A 15,935-nucleotide genomic window follows, 5' to 3' on the forward strand; every position below is an offset into this window, starting at 1 on the left:
CATTTGATTCACAAAGCATCCGAACAACTCGGTCAATGTGTGGCCGGCTGTGCAGCGGGAACAGGTTCTGTCTTGGCCGCCAGCACCGGATCCTCATCCGGCAAAGGCACCGGCATCGACTCCAAAGCCACCTCCAGCACTCGGTCGATCCAACGGACAGGCACGATCTCAAGTTGATTCTTGACGTTCTCGGGGATGTCTTGCAAGTCTTTGACGTTGTCCTCGGGGATCATCACCGTCTTGATGCCGCCACGATGCGCCGCCAACAGCTTCTCTTTCAAGCCACCAATCGCCGTGACTTCGCCACGCAAGGTAATTTCACCGGTCATCGCCACATCGGCACGCACTGGAATACCGGTCAGCGCAGACACAAATGCAGTTGTCATCGCAGCGCCAGCGCTCGGGCCGTCCTTGGGCGTCGCGCCGTCGGGCACGTGAACGTGCACGTCGCGCTTCTCGAACAACTCGTCCTTGATGCCCAGCATGCGCGCGCGTGAGCGCACCACCGTGCGAGCCGCCTCGACCGACTCCTTCATCACATCGCCGAGCGAGCCGGTGCGGATGATATTGCCCTTGCCTGGCATGGCGGTCGCCTCAATGGTCAGCAGATCGCCGCCCACTTCGGTCCATGCCAAGCCAACCACTTGACCGACCTGATTCTTCTTCTCGGCTCGGCCAAAGTCGTACTTGCGCACACCCAGGAAGTCATTGAGATTGTCTTCGTTGACAACGGCCTTGCCTTCAAAGGTTTTCAAAGCAATGCCTTTGACGACCTTACGGCAAATCTTCGAGATCTCGCGCTCAAGTGAGCGCACGCCGGCTTCACGGGTGTAGTAACGGATGATGCCGCGAATCGCCGACTCGAGGACTTCCATCTCCTCTTCCTTGACGCCATTGTTCTTGCACTGCTTGGGCAAGAGATAGCGCTGGGCGATATTGACCTTCTCGTCCTCGGTGTAGCCCGACAGGCGAATCACTTCCATCCGGTCCAGCAGCGCCGGCGGGATATTCATCGAGTTCGATGTGGCGATGAACATCACATCGGACAGGTCGAAATCAACCTCGACATAGTGGTCGCCGAAGGTGTGGTTTTGCTCCGGATCCAGCACCTCCAACAAGGCCGAAGAAGGGTCGCCTCGGAAGTCCATGCCGAGTTTGTCGATCTCATCCAGCAAGAACAGTGGATTGCGCGTCCCCACTTTGGACAAACTCTGCAACACCTTGCCCGGCATCGACCCGATATAGGTGCGGCGATGGCCACGAATCTCGGCCTCGTCGCGCACGCCACCCAAGGCCATGCGCACGAACTTGCGCCCTGTGGCACGCGCCACCGACTGACCCAGCGAGGTCTTGCCCACGCCAGGAGGGCCAACCAGGCACAGAATCGGCGCCTTGACCTTGTCCACGCGTTGCTGCACCGCGAGGTACTCGACGATACGGTCCTTGACCTTGTCCAGGCCATAGTGATCTTCGTTCAAGACATCGACGGCATTGGCCAGATCAAACTTGATCTTGGTCTTTTTGCTCCAAGGCAGATTGACCAAGGTCTCAATATAGTTGCGCACCACGGTCGCTTCGGCCGACATCGGCGACATCAGCTTGAGCTTCTTCAGCTCCCCGTCGGCCTTCTTCTTGGCCTCCTTGGGCATGCGCGCGGCTTGGATCTTCTTATCCAACTCCTCGAGGTCCGCGCCCTCCTCGCCGTCGCCCAATTCCTTCTGAATGGCCTTGACCTGTTCGTTCAGGTAGTACTCGCGCTGACTCTTCTCCATCTGCCGTTTGACACGGCCACGGATGCGCTTTTCCACTTGCAAGATGTCGACTTCATGCTCGAGCAGGTCGAGCAAGGTTTCCAGACGCTTGCCAATCTCGGACAAATTGAGCACCGATTGCTTGGCATCGAGCTTCAATGGCAGGTGCGCAGCAATGGTGTCGGCCAGGCGACCGGCATCATCGATGCCGGCAATCGAGGTCAAAATTTCAGGCGGGATCTTTTTGTTCAGCTTGACGTACTGGTCAAACTGCTGAGTCACCGCGCGACGCAGCGCCTCAACTTCGGGCTTGGCATCGGCCTCGGGAGGGATCGGCATTACCTCGGCGATGAAATGCTCTTCACCGTCGGTGATGCTGTGCGTATTGGCGCGCTGCAAGCCTTCAACCAAGACCTTGACGGTGCCGTCGGGCAGCTTGAGCATCTGCAAAATGCTCGAAACGCAACCCACCTCGAACATATCGTCCGACTTGGGCTCGTCCTTGCCGGCGGCTTTTTGCGCCACCAGCATGATCTGACGGCCGGCTTCCATCGCGGCTTCCAGCGCCTTGATGGACTTGGGGCGACCCACAAACAGCGGGATCACCATATGCGGGAATACGACCACATCACGCAGCGGCAGCAGCGGCAAGGTGATGATTTCTGCAGGCAAAACAGGATGACCGGACATGAAAACCTCTCTTTCTCAGACCTAAATGCGGCCTGAGGGGGTAAATGCAAGACGCCGCAATGATTCAATCAGCCGGGCTATTCCAACCCAGTCCGGCCCATTAAAACAAATCAGGCGCTAGCCTTGGCCTGCTCGCGATACACCAGCAGGGGCTTGGCGTTGTCATCAATGTTGTGCTCATCAAGTACAACCTTGGCCACGCCCTCGAGAGCGGGCAATTCAAACATCGTGTCGATCAAGGACGACTCCATGATCGAGCGCAGTCCGCGCGCGCCGATCTTGCGCGCCAAGGCCTTGCGGGCAATCGCTAGCAAGGCCGAGGGGCGAACTTCCAATTCCACACCGTCCATCGCGAACAACTGCTGATACTGTTTGAGCAAAGCGTTCTTGGGCTCGGTGAGAATCTGTACCAGCGCGTCTTCGGTCAATTCGCCCAGCGTCGCCACGACCGGCAAGCGGCCGACCAACTCGGGAATGATGCCGAACTTGATCAAGTCATCCGGCTCGACTTCGCGGAAAATCTCCGAGACACGGCGCTCGGACTTGGTCTTCACCGACGCTCCGAAGCCAATGCCGGATTTTTCCGAACGGTTCTGGATGACTTTTTCCAGTCCATCAAAGGCACCACCACAGATGAACAAGATATTGGTCGTGTCGATCTGCAAGAAGTCCTGATTCGGATGCTTGCGGCCGCCCTGCGGCGGCACCGATGCCATCGTGCCTTCGACCAGCTTCAGCAGCGCCTGTTGCACGCCCTCACCCGACACATCGCGGGTGATCGAAGGGTTATCAGCTTTGCGAGAAATCTTGTCGATCTCGTCGATATAGACAATACCGCGCTGAGCCCGCTCAACATCGTAGTTACAGTTCTGCAGCAACTTCTGGATGATGTTTTCGACGTCCTCACCCACATAGCCGGCTTCGGTCAAGGTGGTGGCGTCGGCGATCACAAACGGCACATTCAACAAACGAGCTAAGGTCTGCGCTAACAGCGTTTTGCCGGAGCCCGTCGGGCCAATCAGCAAAATATTGCTTTTCGACAGTTCCACCGAATCTTTGGTGCCGGCCATATGGCGCAGACGCTTGTAGTGGTTATAGACCGCCACAGCCAAGGTGCGCTTTGCCACGTCTTGGCCAATCACATACTGATCGAGACTGGCTTTGATTTCGCTGGGCACCGGCAAGTCGGACTTGCTGGCACGCCCCTGAGGGGTATCCGCGGGCACTTCATCGCGCACGATGTCATTGCAGAGCTCAATGCACTCATCGCAAATGAAGACGGACGGGCCAGCAATAAGCTTCTTGACCTCATGCTGGCTTTTGCCGCAGAAGGAGCAATACAAAACTTTTTCGCTGGAATTGCCTTTTTTCTCGGCCATGGATCTGCTTGTCGGTTCAGGCGTTAATGCCTACTGGGATGATAGTTCAAACGCACAAGGGGCCCTTCGGTGAATAAGGGCCCCGTTCCGCGCCCTGTTGGGCTTGGCCGCCTTGAGCTATGACGCTCGGCAGACAAAGCCAGCGCTTAAGCCCGCTTTTCGTGGACCTGGTCAATCAGGCCGTAAGCCTGTGCTTCAGCGGCGGACATGTAGTAATCGCGCTCGGTGTCGACCTGGATCTTCTCAATGCTCTGGCCGCAACGCTCGGCCAGGATGCGGTTCAGTTGCTCGCGCGTCTTGAGAATCTCACGGGCATGAATCTCAATGTCGGTGGCCTGGCCCTGGGTGCCGCCGAGCGGCTGATGAATCATGATCTTGGCGTTCGGCAGTGCAAAGCGCTTGCCCTTGGCGCCAGCGGCCAACAAAAAGGCACCCATACTGGCGGCCATGCCCATGCAAAGCGTAGACACCTGCGGCTTGATGAATTGCATGGTGTCAAAAATCGACATGCCGGCCGACACGCTGCCGCCGGGAGAGTTGATGTAGAAGTGAATGTCCTTGTCCGGATTTTCACTCTCCAAGAACAGCATTTGCGCGACGACCAAATTCGCCACCGCGTCATTGACGGGCCCGACCAAAAAGATGATGCGCTCGCGCAGCAGACGGCTGTAAATGTCATAGGCGCGCTCACCGCGGCCCGACTGCTCGATGACGATGGGCACCATGCCCAGATTGTTGATTTCCAGCGCGCTCATGAAGAATCCTCTGAATAAATTCGCTAACCCGCCAAAAGAGCGGCACCAGCATCGTCCCGCTTGCAGACCTATTCTGCAAACCTATCGCCGCAACGATTCCTCGCCACAAGCTATATGTATGGGGGCTGATTATGGCGTGTCAAGCCCGTGACACTTAAATAGAAAAGGCGCCGACCTTGCGGCACGGCGCCCTTGACTCACAGCGTTGCTGTAGATCAGCCGGCTGTCGCCATCAGCTCATCGAACGGCAAGGCCTTTTCGCTCACCTTGGCCTGGGCCAAGACGAAGTCGGTGACGTTGTTTTCAACCACAACAGCCTCGACTTCAGCCAAACGGGCGCGGTCGCTCAAATACCAGCGCACCACTTCGGCGGGCTTCTCATAGCTCTGTGCCAGCTCTTCGATATGCGCTTGCAGTTGCTCAGGCTTGGCTTGCAGATTGTTGGCGCGAACCAACTCTGCAACCACCAGGCCCAAACGCACACGGCGCTCGGCTTGTGGCTTGAAGATTTCAGCCGGAATCGGCGCCTTGTCGGCATCTTTCACGCCACGCTTCTTCAGATCTTCACGGGCAGCCGCAATCATGCGCTCGGACTCACCGTCCACCAAGGCAGTCGGTACATCCAACTCAGCGTTAGCCACCAGAGCGTCCATCACGGCGCCCTTGTTGCGAGCCAAGACGCGGAACTTGACTTCGCGCTCGAGGTTCTTCTTGATGTCGGCGCGCAATGCCTCGATGCTGGCATCAGGGATACCCAGCGACTTGGCGAATGCCTCGTTAACTTCTGGCAGATGCTGAGCTTCGATCTTCTTCAGCGTGACTAGGAAATCGGCTTCCTTGCCGGCCACGTCCTTGCCGTGGTAATCCTCAGGGAACGCCAAGGGGAAAGTCTTGGAGTCACCGGCCTTCATGCCGCGCACAGCCTTCTCGAAAGCCTCAAGCATCTGGCCTTCGCCGATGATGAACTGGAAACCATCGGCTTTGCCGCCCTGGAAGGGCTCGCCGTCCAACTTGCCTTCGAAATCGATCGTCACGCGGTCGTCATCGGCGGCCACTTCGGTGGCGGCACGCTGGGCGAAACTGCGGCGCTGCTTGCGCAGAATCTCGACGGTCTTGTCGATCGCAACATCGGTCACATCGCTGGCGACGCGCTCGACATCGGCGGCCGACAAATCACCAATCTTGACTTCAGGATAGACCTCGAAGGTCGCATCAAAAGCCATTTGGCCTTCAGGCGATTCGTCCTTCTGTGCGATCTTCGGAGCACCGGCGACGCGCAATTTTGCTTCGTTGGCGGCGCTGGAGAAGGCCTCGCCCAACTTGTCATTCATGACGTCGTACTGGACGGAGTAGGCGTAACGCTGAGCAACAACACTCATAGGCACTTTGCCCGGACGGAAGCCATCGGCCTTGACGGTGCGGGCCAATTTCTTGAGACGTGTCTCGACTTCGCTGTTGATGTCAGCGGCCGCCAGCGTGAGCGTGATGCGGCGTTCGAGCTTTTCTAGGGTTTCGACGGTGACAGCCATTTTTGACTCAATACAAAGTTATCTGGTGCGCGGGGCCGGACTCGAACCGGCACGCCGGTGAAGGCGTCAGGACCTAAACCTGGTGCGTCTACCAATTTCGCCACCCGCGCTAAGTGGATCAGGCTTGTTTGATTGGATTCAAAAGAACCCGCCTCATTCAAGCCCGTGGTAATTCGGAGAACCGTGGATTGTAGCCACTTGCAAGTCCGAAATTTGGAAGAAGGGGAAAACCCCTGCTCCCGTGCAATTCAAGCCCGTGCATTCTAAATGCAGCGGACGCCCGCCCCATCAGAAGCGGGATTGAGACTCCGGCCGCTTGACACGAAACCAAGCCGCATACATCGCGGGCAAGGCCAGCAAAGTCAAGGCCGTGGCGACGATCAAGCCCCCCATGATGGCCACCGCCATTGGACCCCAGAACACGCTGCGAGACAGCGGGATCATCGCCAGCACGGCGGCAGCGGCCGTCAACACAATCGGCCGGAAGCGGCGCACTGCGGACTCGACAATGGCCGACCATGCCGGCACTCCCCGCGCCCGGTCTTGCTCGATCTGATCGATCAGGATGACTGAATTGCGCATGATCATGCCCATCAAAGCGACCACACCCAGCAAGGCCACAAAGCCAAACGGCTTATTCATCAGCATCAAGGCAGCGGCGACGCCGGCAATGCCCAGCGGCCCGGTCAGGAACACCAGCATGGCACGCGAGAAACTCTGCAACTGCAGCATCAGCAAGGTGAAGGTGATGAACAGCATCATCGGCAAGCCGGCCGCAATCGAGCCCTGCCCCTTGCTGCTTTCCTCCACCGCGCCCGCCACCGAAATCGAATAGCCGGCCGGCATCTTGGCCTGCAACTCCTGCAACTTGGGCCAAACTTGCGCCGTCACGGTCGCGCCTTGCAGGCCTTCGGCCACATCACCCTGCACGGTCACCGCATAGGCCCGGCCTTCGCGCCACATCACACCCGGCTCCCAGTCGAAAGTGACCTTGGCCACCTGCGTCAATGGCACCGAACGGCCGCTCGAAGTGTTGACATAGGCGCTGCCGATGTCGGTAATGGCGTTGCGCTCGTCCAGTGGTTGGCGCAACACGATGTCGATCAACTTGTCGGCCTCGCGGTACTGCCCGATGGTGCTGCCCGACAGCAAGGTGCGCGAAGCCTGCGCCAAACTCTGGCTGCTGACACCCAAGGCCCGCGCCTTGTCTTGATCAACTTCGAGTTTGAGCACCTTGATCGGCTCATTCCAGTTGTCATTGACGCCGCGCATATTTGGGTTGGCGCTCAGGATCGCCTTGGCTTGATCGGCCCAAAGCCTGACGACTTCGGGCTTCTCGCCCGCGACACGAAACTGCACCGGATAAGGCACCGGCGGGCCATTGGGCAAGAGCTTGATGCGAGCCCTGACCTCCGGGAATTCTGCCGCCATCAAGGCCGGCAGGCGCCTTCTCAAAGCTTCGCGCTCGGTCAGATTTTTCGGCAATACGATCGCTTGGCTGACGCTGGGCTGCTGAAACACCACATCCAGGGGCAAGTAAAAACGTGGCACACCGCTGCCGATCCAGGTGCTGACAGAAGCGACGCCGGACTCGGCCATCATGCGCGCCTCAAAGCGCTTGGCCACTTCCGCACTTTGTTGAATCGTTGAGCCCTCCGGCAACCACAGATCGACCAGAATTTCAGGCCGGCTCGAGTCAGGGAAGAACTGCTGCTGCACGCGCCCCATCCCGACCAGCCCCAAGGCAAAGACCAGCAAGGTCATGGCGATCGTCTTCCAGCGGTTCTCCACACACCAGCGCACCAGACTTCGAAAGCGGTTGTAAAACGGCGTATCGAACAATTCATGCGCCTCGCCGTCATTGGATGCGTGGGTGCGCAGCAAAAGCGAGCCCAGATAGGGCACAAAATACACCGACACCACCCAGGAAATCATCAGCGCTGCAGCCGTCACCGCAAAGATCGCAAAGGTGTATTCGCCGGTCGCCGACTTGGCCATACCGATAGGCAAAAATCCCACCGCCGTGATCAAAGTACCCGTCAACATCGGCATTGCCGTTGCGTCATAGGCGAAGGTAGCCGCGTGCATCTTGTCGTAGCCCTCCTCCAGCTTGCGCACCATCATCTCGACCGCAATGATGGCGTCATCGACCAACAGCCCCAAGGCGATGATCAAGGAGCCGAGCGAAATCTTGTGCAGGCCGACGCCCCAATAGAACATCGTCACAAACGTAATCGCCAGCACCAGCGGAATGGTGATGCCCACCACCAAGCCGGGCCAGATATCCAGGCGCAGCGGCCGGGTGTGCAGCCCCAAGGCGATAAAACTGACCAGGAGCACGATCACGATCGCCTCGATCAAGACATGCACAAACTCGTTCACCGAGCGCGTCACCGCCTGCGGCTGGTCTTGAATCTGTGCCAAGTCGATGCCGGCCGGCAAATCGCGGCGAATCATCTCGGCGGCCTTCTGCAGCGACTTGCCCATCGCAACAATGTCGCCCCCTTTGGTCATCGACACACCCAAGGCAATCACGTCTTTGCCTTGATGGCGGACCATGATGGCGGGCGGGTCGACATAGTCGCGTTGAATCTCGGCGATATCCGATAAACGCAAAGAACTCGCCACGCCGGTGACAGGATTGACGGCGCGGATTGGGAAGTCCTTCAAGGCTTGCACCGAATTGAACTGCCCCTGCACGCGCACCTGCAAATTGCCGCTGCCAGCATTCATCACGCCGGCACCCTCAACTGCGTTTTGGGCCCCGAGTTGATTGATGACCTGGCCAAAGTCCAAGCCAAGGTTGGCTAGGCGCTTTTGCGAAATTTCAATGAAGAGCTTCTCGGCCTGAGCGCCAAAAACTTCCACCTTGGCGACATCTGGCAATTTAAGTAGCACAGAGCGCGCGCGCTCGGCGTGTTCTCGCAGTTCTTCACGACTGAAACCATCGGCCGATAGCGCAAAAATCGAACCGTATACATCCCCGAATTGATCATTGAAGACAGGCCCGATGACGCCCTGCGGCAAGGTGTTGCGCATATCGCCGACGCGCTTGCGGACCTGATACCAGACGTCGCTGACTTCCTTGCCCGGCGTGCTGTCCTTGAGCTGAAAAATAGTCAGCGACTCGCCAGGTTTGGTGTAGCTGCGGATCTTGTCGGAGTGAGGCACCTCCTGCAGCGTTTTCTCGATCTTGTCGGTGACTTGTTCGGCCATTTGCTGCGCAGTAGCACCCGGCCAAAAGGCTTGCACCACCATCAAGCGGAAAGTGAACGGCGGGTCCTCATCTTGGCCGAGCTGAAAATAGGCGGCGAAGCCCATCAACATCAACACCACCATCAAGTAACGGGTCAGCGCCGGGTGCTCCAGCGCCCAGCGAGAAATATTGAATCGACTGCCGACTTGGCGGTCGGGCGACTGCGAGGGCTTGCTGTTGAGGCTCATGGTGCGGCTCCAAGCTCAGCGCGAGGCGGCGGAAGCGGCCGCAGGGGCGGCTATCGCGGCCGCATTGGCTTGGTACCGCTGCACTTTTTGACCCGCCTTCAGCACATGCACGCCCGCCACCACCACCTCTTGCCCAGGGCTCAGGCCCGCAGCAATCACCACCTCATTGCCATCTGCGCCGGCAATCTGAATCGGCTGCGCCTTCAGCGTCATCTGTGCGGGATCGAGCACCCAGACCGAGGACTGTCCCTGCTGCTGCAACACGGCCGCCAGCGGCAGTTTGATGACTTGGGTTTGGCGCGGCGCCTCGAGCCTGACCGTGGCGGTTTGGCCAAGTTTGGCATCCAGGCCGGCCACTTCGGCCTTGGCCAAAAAGGTTCGCGTGACAGGATCGGCCGAGGCCGCGACCTCGCGCAATTTAGCCGGCAAGCCGACTGGCCCTCCCGCGCCACCCCACAATTTGACGCTCAGGCCGCCGGGCTTGGCCGCATGCGCCTGCAAGCGGCCCAGTTGATCTTCGGGCACCGAAAACACCACATCGCGCGGCCCATCGTTGGCAATGCGCACGATGGGCATGCCGGCCGCAACCACCATGCCCGGCTCAGCCTCCACCGCCGTGACCACGCCGGCTACATCGGACTGCAGCTGCGCATAGGTGGACTGATTGCTTTGCGAGCTGGCTTGTGCACGGCTCTGCTCAAGCGCCGCCTGCGAGGCCTTGAAGGCCGTGTCGCGCCGCTCGAGCTCGGCCGCACTGATGAAGCCTTGGTCGCGCAATTCAATAAAGCGTTTGAAATCCGACCCCAGTTGGTCACGATTGGCACGAGCGGCCAATACGCCGGCCTTGGCGGCCTCTTGCGCCAGCATCAAGTCCTGCGGGTCCAATTGCGCCAAGACCTGCCCGGGCCGCACTGCGTCACCCAAGTTGACCTTGCGGGCCAGAATCTTGCCGCCCACACGGAAGGACAGGCGCGACTCGGTGCGGGCCTTGATTTCACCCGCGTATTCATGGCTCTGCCCTGCAGAATCGGCACTCAAAACCAGCGTGCGCACCGAACGAACCGGCTCCGGTGGCGCCTCTTGCCTTCCGCAGCCGGACAAAACGCTCAGCGAGGCGAACAAGGGCAAAAGAAGCGCGGTTCGAATAAGGCTTTGAGGCATGAGAAATCCTGAAAATTCAATTCCAATGACGGTGCACTGACAGTAGTCCGGGGCCTGCTCACGCCATCAAGCGCTGCATTCGCAAATTACTGACCGATTGGTCAGTAATGTATTCAAGCCCTCGCGGGCTGTCAAACCCGCAGCCTTTTGCCAAACCATTTAGCCAAACCATTTAGCCAAGCCTTGTCGCCAAGGCATTTCGCCAAACCTTTTGGTCGACTTGGTCCGGCGCCGCCGGCAAAGGGCTGACAATCCCGCCCGTGAGCATAGAACACTACGAAAACTTTCCCGTCGCCTCTTGGCTTTGCCCCCGACACTTGCGGCCGGCCGTTGCCGCCGTCTACCACTTTGCACGCACCGCGGACGATTTGGCCGACGAGGGTGAGGCCAGTACCGCTCAGCGCCAAACCGATTTGCAGCATTACCGGGCCGACTTAATGGCAGTCGCAGGCGGTCAAGCCCCGTCAGACCGCTGGGCCGCAGCTGTTTTCACACCGCTGCGCGCTGTCTTGGATCAATATCGACTCCCGGTTCCGTTGCTGAATGACCTGATCTGCGCTTTTGAACAGGATCTGCACAAAAAGGAATACCGGGACCGCACGGAACTGCTCGACTATTGCAGCCGCTCTGCCAACCCGGTCGGCCGCTTGCTGCTGCATTTGTACGGCGTGAACCAGCCGCTCGCCTTGCGCCGCTCCGATGCCATTTGCAGCAGCCTGCAGCTGATCAATTTCTGGCAAGACTTCAGCCGCGACGGCCCCCTCGGCCGCGTCTACGCGCCGCAAAGTGATCTGGCCTCGCTCGGCCTCAACAGCAGCGACCTACTGAGCTGCCGAGACAGCCGAGCCGCCCGCGCCTTGGTCAAAGACCTGTGTGACTGGGCCGAACATTTGATGCGGGAGGGAGCGCCGCTGGTGTTCCAGATACCGGGTCGCGCAGGCTGGGAATTGCGCCTGGTGGTACAAGGCGGCCTGCGAATTCTTGCGAAAATCGGCGCCATGGACTACGCAAGCCTGTTACACCGCCCAGCGCTTGGCCGCTTGGACGCACCCGCACTGCTGTGGGGGGCGCTGCGTATGCAAAGAAATGAATCTGAAACAACCATGAATGGCCAGCGAGAGGAGAGTTTGTGAGTCCCGAGCAGTATGTGCAGGACAAGGCAGCCAAGAGCGGATCGAGCTTTTACTACGCCTTCCTCTTCCTGCCGGCGCCGCGTCGCGCCGCCATCACCGCTTTCTACGCCTTCTGTCGCGAAGTCGATGACGTGGTGGACGAAATCAGCGACCCCAGCGTCGCGGCGGTCAAGCTGGCCTGGTGGCGCAAAGAAGCCAGCAGCGCCTTCGCCGGCCAGCCTCAGCACCCGGTCATGCTGGCTTTGATGCCGCATTGCGCGACCTACGACATCCGCCTCGAACATCTCACGGCCGTGATCGACGGCTGCCAGATGGACCTGGAGCAAACCCGCTTCCTCGACTATCCCGGCCTGCAGCGCTACTGCCATTTGGTCGCCGGCGTGGTCGGCGAGGTGGCCTCGGGCATCTTTGGTCGCACGCATGCCGACAGCATCAAATACGCCCACACCTTGGGGCAGGCGATGCAGCTGACCAACATCATCCGCGACGTCGGCGACGATGCCCGGCGTGGCCGCATCTACCTGCCGATCTCGGAGTTGCAGCAGTTCGACGTCAAGGCGCATGAAGTCCTGCTGCGCAAAAGTCCTTGGGGTTATAGCGAGCGCTTCACCGCTTTGATGAAGTTCCAGGCCGAGCGCGCGCACCGGCTCTACGACGAGGCCTTTGCCCTGCTGCCTGAGGCTGACCGCCGCGCGCAAAAACCCGGCCTGATGATGGCCAATATCTACCGCGCCCTGCTGCGCGAAATCGAGGCCGAGAACTTCCGTGTGCTGGAGCAACGCATTGCACTGACCCCGCTGAGAAAGCTCTGGATCGCGATGCGCACCAATTGGGCCGGGCATTGAACCTCAGCGCGCCTAAGGGTGTCGCGGTCATAGGCGGCGGCTGGGCTGGGCTCGCCGCCGCGGTCAAGGCCAGTCAGCTGGGTTACCAAATTACCTTGTTTGAAATGGCCCCGCATTTGGGCGGGCGAGCCCGCAGCTTGGCGCCAACCGACACGGGTCCGCGCTTGGACAACGGCCAGCACATCCTGATTGGCGCCTACCAAGCAAGCTTGAGCTTGCTGGAAACGGTCGGCGTCGAGCTTTCGCAGAGTTTTCTGCGCATGCCGCTGCGTCTGCGCTACCCCCATCATGAGGGCCTTCACTTGCCGCCGGGGCCGCCGCTGCTGAGCTTTGTGCGCGGCATCCTTGCCTACCGCGCCTGGCCTTTGGCGGCGCGCTTGAGTTTGCTGCTGACCGCTACCGGCTGGCTGCTGCGGCGCTTTGACTGCGCATCAACACTCAGCGTGAGCACTTTGACTGCCGGTCTGCCGGCCATCGTGCGCCAGGAACTGATCGAGCCGCTGTGCGTGGCCGCGCTGAACACGCCGGCAGATCAAGCCAGCGCCAAGGTCTTTCTGCGCGTGCTGTGCGACGCCCTGTTCAGCGGCCGGGGCAGCGCTGATTTGCTGCTGCCAAAACTGCCCCTGAGCGCCTTGCTGGCCGAGCCGGCGGCCGTTTGGCTGAGCGCTCGCGGCGTTGATATCCGTTTGAACACAAGAGTCCAGGTGCTGGCCCAATGCTCAGGAGGCTGGTGCGTCGACGGCCAAGCGTTTGAGCAAGTCCTTCTCGCCTGCAGCTCGGCCCAAGCGGCGAGTCTGTGCGCCGAGATCGCGCCGGCTTGGGCCCTTCAAGCCGGCTCACTGCACTATCAACCGATCGTGACCGTCTATGTGAACAGTCCCGGATCTCGATTGCCCGCAGCCATGGTGGCCTTGCAGGAGGGCGATGGATCACCGGCTCAGTTCGCCTTCGATCTGGGGCAACTCGGCCATGCGCCGGGCTTGTTTGCCTTCGTTGTCAGCGGCGCGGCAAGTTGGGTTGAACGAGGTTTGGCCGCCACCGGCGAGGCCGCGCTACGGCAAGCCTTGGCCGAATTCTCTTGGAACACGCCACCCCAAGTCCACCGCGTGCTGGCCGAGAAGCGCGCCACCTTTGCCTGTACGCCGGGCCTGCAGCGCCCGCCCGCAAGCATCAAGCCGGAGCTATGGGCAGCAGGGGACTATGTCGACGGGCCTTATCCGGCCACCCTGGAGGGGGCGGTGAGGTCGGGTTTTCGCGCCGCCAACAATCTCGGCCCCGTCTAACGCGGTCCAAATTTGGGTGAAAACGGCGCCGCCAGCGGTTCCCCCACAAACAAGCCCTGGCCTGGCCAAGCGACGCTGTGCCAATAGGCCTCCAGCGCTGTCACGCCTTGCAGATAGAAGAGCAGCAGCAATTGCGGATGTGGGAACTTCTGCCGGTGGTTGCAGGGCTCACTGACCGTGCCATAACTGGCCGTGGCCCCTGACTGCAGCCAATCCAACACACTCATCTGGCCGCTCGGCGACACAGCGTCCAATTGCCCGCCAAACGAGGTCAGATGATCGGCCAAGGCGCCGGGCAGCCAGTCCACAGACGCCAGCCCTTCAACCCGCACCAGGCCGGTCATATAGATCAGAGTGCGCTGCAGCGCAGGCAGCGCTTGGCTGGATTCGCGCCGCACATCAACACCCCATGGCTTTAGAAACGTCGCTGGCGGAAACAGCGTCGCCCGCACATTTCGAGCCGCATCGGGCGTGCTGACAAAGTAAGCATTGCTGTTTGCGAATGAAGGCAGGCTTTGATCGGCCTCGATTCCGCGCGCTATCAAGGCCTGCGCGGCCTCGACACTGCGCGAGGCCAACATCATGGCGGGCCTGAGCCCCAAGTCGGTGTAGGGCCGCGCGCCGGTGTACGTGAAGTAGGGGCTGAGTTTGCTCGGCCCGCAACTGTTCTGGCAAAGCTCAGGCTGAAAGCCCAGGCCCAAAGCACCGGTGATGGAATTACATTCGACCGCGTAAGGCAGATTCCAGGCCAGGGCCAGGGCCTGCACTTGCGGACCTAGCTTTTCTTGCACCTGCACCTGCAAGGCCGCAAATTCAGCCGCGCTCAGGCTCGCTTTGACCGGCAAGACCACGCGAGCAATATTGGCCTCAGGAATGCCGCGCTGGCTCGCGTAAGACTCGCCGACGGCGACCGAATAGGGATCGGCCGTATTGATCAGCAGGCCAAGGTCGGCCGCCGTCAGTCGCCCCGCCAGGCGCGGCACTCGCAACCAGGTCGGCGCTGCCGGCGCAGAAGCTACCGGCTGTGACGCATGCGCCGCAGCAGCAGCCGTGGCCGCCTCCTCCGCCTTGGCAGGCATGACCAGCAGCGCGGCAATCGCCCAAGCTGTTGCGGCGCGGAAACCATTTCGACCGATGAATCTAATTTTCGCAATGCAAAACAAAAAAATCTCCAGCACAATCAAGGCATGAAAAACAAAGAGGATCAAACGCCGGCGATTCAGGTCTTGGAGCGCATGTTTTCGCTGCTGGATGTGCTGGCCAGCCATCAGGATCCGGTCTCACTGAAGGAAATCAGCGCCAGCACAGGCCTGCACCCGTCGACCGCGCACCGTATTCTGAACGACTTGACCCTGGGTCGCTTCGTGGACCGCCCCGAGGCGGGCAGCTACCGCCTGGGCATGCGCATGCTGGAGTTGGGCAATCTGGTCAAAGCACGCCTGGATGTGCGTGACGCCGCCCTCGGGCCGATGCGCGACCTGCACAAATTCACGCTGCAGCCAGTCAATTTGTCGGTGCGCCAGGGTGATGAGATTGTCTACATCGAACGCACCTACAGCGAGCGCTCTGGCATGCAGGTCGTGCGTGCGGTGGGTGGACGCGCGCCCTTGCACCTGACCTCGGTCGGCAAGCTTTTCCTGGCCAGCGATGAATCGCAGCGGGTGCGCGCTTACGCCACCCGTACCGGTCTGGCCGGTCACACCCGCAATAGCCTGACCGACATCACAGCGCTTGAGCGTGAACTGGCGCTGATACGCCAACGCGGGGTGTCGCGTGACGACGAAGAGTTGGAATTGGGCGTGCGCTGCATGGCGGCTGGTATCTATGACGATCAGGCCAAGCTGATCGCTGGGCTGTCGATTTCGGCACCGGCCGACCGACTGGAGGAGTCTTGGCTGCAGCGGCTCAAGGACACAGTCGCACAGATCTCGCAAGCGCTGGGCTACCGAGGCTGAAGCGCTGAAG

At 60.1% G+C, this 15,935-nt stretch carries 11 protein-coding genes and 1 tRNA gene; 4 read left to right on the top strand and 8 right to left on the bottom strand.

From position 1 onward, the window contains the following. Positions 1–32 precede the first annotated feature (32 nt). The 7 genes from lon to LNV09_RS12830 form a co-directional block, all read right to left on the bottom strand. The gene (lon, locus tag LNV09_RS12800) at positions 33–2,441 is read right to left on the bottom strand and encodes an endopeptidase La (RefSeq protein WP_263557458.1); all 2,409 of its coding nucleotides are present in this window, start codon (positions 2,439–2,441) and stop codon (positions 33–35) included. 110 nt (positions 2,442–2,551) lie between these two features. Further along, positions 2,552–3,820, bottom strand: coding sequence for an ATP-dependent Clp protease ATP-binding subunit ClpX (gene clpX / locus LNV09_RS12805; RefSeq protein ID WP_263557459.1), 1,269 nt, complete (start codon positions 3,818–3,820; stop codon positions 2,552–2,554). Positions 3,821–3,966: 146 nt separating this feature from the next. Further along, complete coding sequence (gene clpP / locus LNV09_RS12810; RefSeq protein WP_273601926.1) at positions 3,967–4,575, bottom strand: ATP-dependent Clp endopeptidase proteolytic subunit ClpP; 609 nt, start codon at positions 4,573–4,575, stop codon at positions 3,967–3,969. Between the two features lie 215 nt (positions 4,576–4,790). Next, on the bottom strand, positions 4,791–6,104 hold the full coding sequence (gene tig / locus LNV09_RS12815; protein ID WP_263557460.1) for a trigger factor: 1,314 nt from the start codon (positions 6,102–6,104) through the stop codon (positions 4,791–4,793). A 23-nt stretch (positions 6,105–6,127) separates the two neighbouring features. Beyond that, positions 6,128–6,214, bottom strand: a tRNA-Leu gene (locus LNV09_RS12820). A gap of 178 nt (positions 6,215–6,392) precedes the next feature. Continuing rightward, entirely contained in the window at positions 6,393–9,548 is a 3,156-nt protein-coding gene (locus tag LNV09_RS12825; RefSeq protein ID WP_263557461.1) for an efflux RND transporter permease subunit, read from the bottom strand. Between the two features lie 15 nt (positions 9,549–9,563). Continuing rightward, on the bottom strand, positions 9,564–10,709 hold the full coding sequence (locus tag LNV09_RS12830; protein WP_263557462.1) for an efflux RND transporter periplasmic adaptor subunit: 1,146 nt from the start codon (positions 10,707–10,709) through the stop codon (positions 9,564–9,566). 260 nt (positions 10,710–10,969) lie between these two features. Here LNV09_RS12830 and hpnC point away from each other — a divergent pair, with 260 nt between their 5' ends. From hpnC to hpnE, 3 genes are read left to right on the top strand one after another with little or no spacing between them, the layout of a single operon-like run. Next, a complete protein-coding gene (gene hpnC, locus LNV09_RS12835) occupies positions 10,970–11,842 on the top strand; it encodes a squalene synthase HpnC (protein WP_263557463.1) in 873 nt (290 codons plus the stop codon). Then, positions 11,839–12,687, top strand: a complete 849-nt coding sequence (gene hpnD / locus LNV09_RS12840) for a presqualene diphosphate synthase HpnD (protein ID WP_263557464.1) — start codon at positions 11,839–11,841, stop codon at positions 12,685–12,687. Before hpnC ends, hpnD begins: the two co-directional genes overlap by 4 nt. Continuing rightward, positions 12,684–13,970: a hydroxysqualene dehydroxylase HpnE gene (gene hpnE / locus LNV09_RS12845; RefSeq protein ID WP_263557465.1), complete on the top strand. Its 1,287-nt coding sequence runs from the start codon at positions 12,684–12,686 to the stop codon at positions 13,968–13,970. The genes hpnD and hpnE overlap by 4 nt, the downstream gene beginning before the upstream one ends. On the opposite strand, the gene LNV09_RS12850 is transcribed toward hpnE, so the two are convergent. Then, positions 13,967–15,049, bottom strand: a complete 1,083-nt coding sequence (locus tag LNV09_RS12850; RefSeq protein WP_263557466.1) for a TIGR03790 family protein — start codon at positions 15,047–15,049, stop codon at positions 13,967–13,969. The genes hpnE and LNV09_RS12850 overlap by 4 nt on opposite strands. Positions 15,050–15,157: 108 nt before the next feature. Here LNV09_RS12850 and LNV09_RS12855 point away from each other — a divergent pair, with 108 nt between their 5' ends. After that, the gene (locus LNV09_RS12855) at positions 15,158–15,925 is read left to right on the top strand and encodes an IclR family transcriptional regulator (RefSeq protein ID WP_263557467.1); all 768 of its coding nucleotides are present in this window, start codon (positions 15,158–15,160) and stop codon (positions 15,923–15,925) included. Positions 15,926–15,935 lie beyond the last annotated feature (10 nt).

The sequence above is a fragment of the Paucibacter sp. B2R-40 genome, assembly GCF_025717555.1.
Lineage (GTDB): Bacteria > Pseudomonadota > Gammaproteobacteria > Burkholderiales > Burkholderiaceae_C > Paucibacter_A.

Bases quoted from the DNA above. Each gene is read 5' to 3' on its own strand.
- clpP (WP_273601926.1), bottom strand. From the start codon at position 4,575: ATGAGCGCGCTGGAAATCAACAATCTGGGCATGGTGCCCATCGTCATC.
- tig (WP_263557460.1), bottom strand. From the start codon at position 6,104: ATGGCTGTCACCGTCGAAACCCTAGAAAAGCTCGAACGCCGCATCACG.
- LNV09_RS12825 (WP_263557461.1), bottom strand. From the start codon at position 9,548: ATGAGCCTCAACAGCAAGCCCTCGCAGTCGCCCGACCGCCAAGTCGGC.
- LNV09_RS12830 (WP_263557462.1), bottom strand. From the start codon at position 10,709: ATGCCTCAAAGCCTTATTCGAACCGCGCTTCTTTTGCCCTTGTTCGCC.
- clpX (WP_263557459.1), bottom strand. From the start codon at position 3,820: ATGGCCGAGAAAAAAGGCAATTCCAGCGAAAAAGTTTTGTATTGCTCC.
- LNV09_RS12855 (WP_263557467.1), top strand. From the start codon at position 15,158: ATGAAAAACAAAGAGGATCAAACGCCGGCGATTCAGGTCTTGGAGCGC.
- LNV09_RS12850 (WP_263557466.1), bottom strand. From the start codon at position 15,049: ATGCCTGCCAAGGCGGAGGAGGCGGCCACGGCTGCTGCTGCGGCGCAT.
- lon (WP_263557458.1), bottom strand. From the start codon at position 2,441: ATGTCCGGTCATCCTGTTTTGCCTGCAGAAATCATCACCTTGCCGCTG.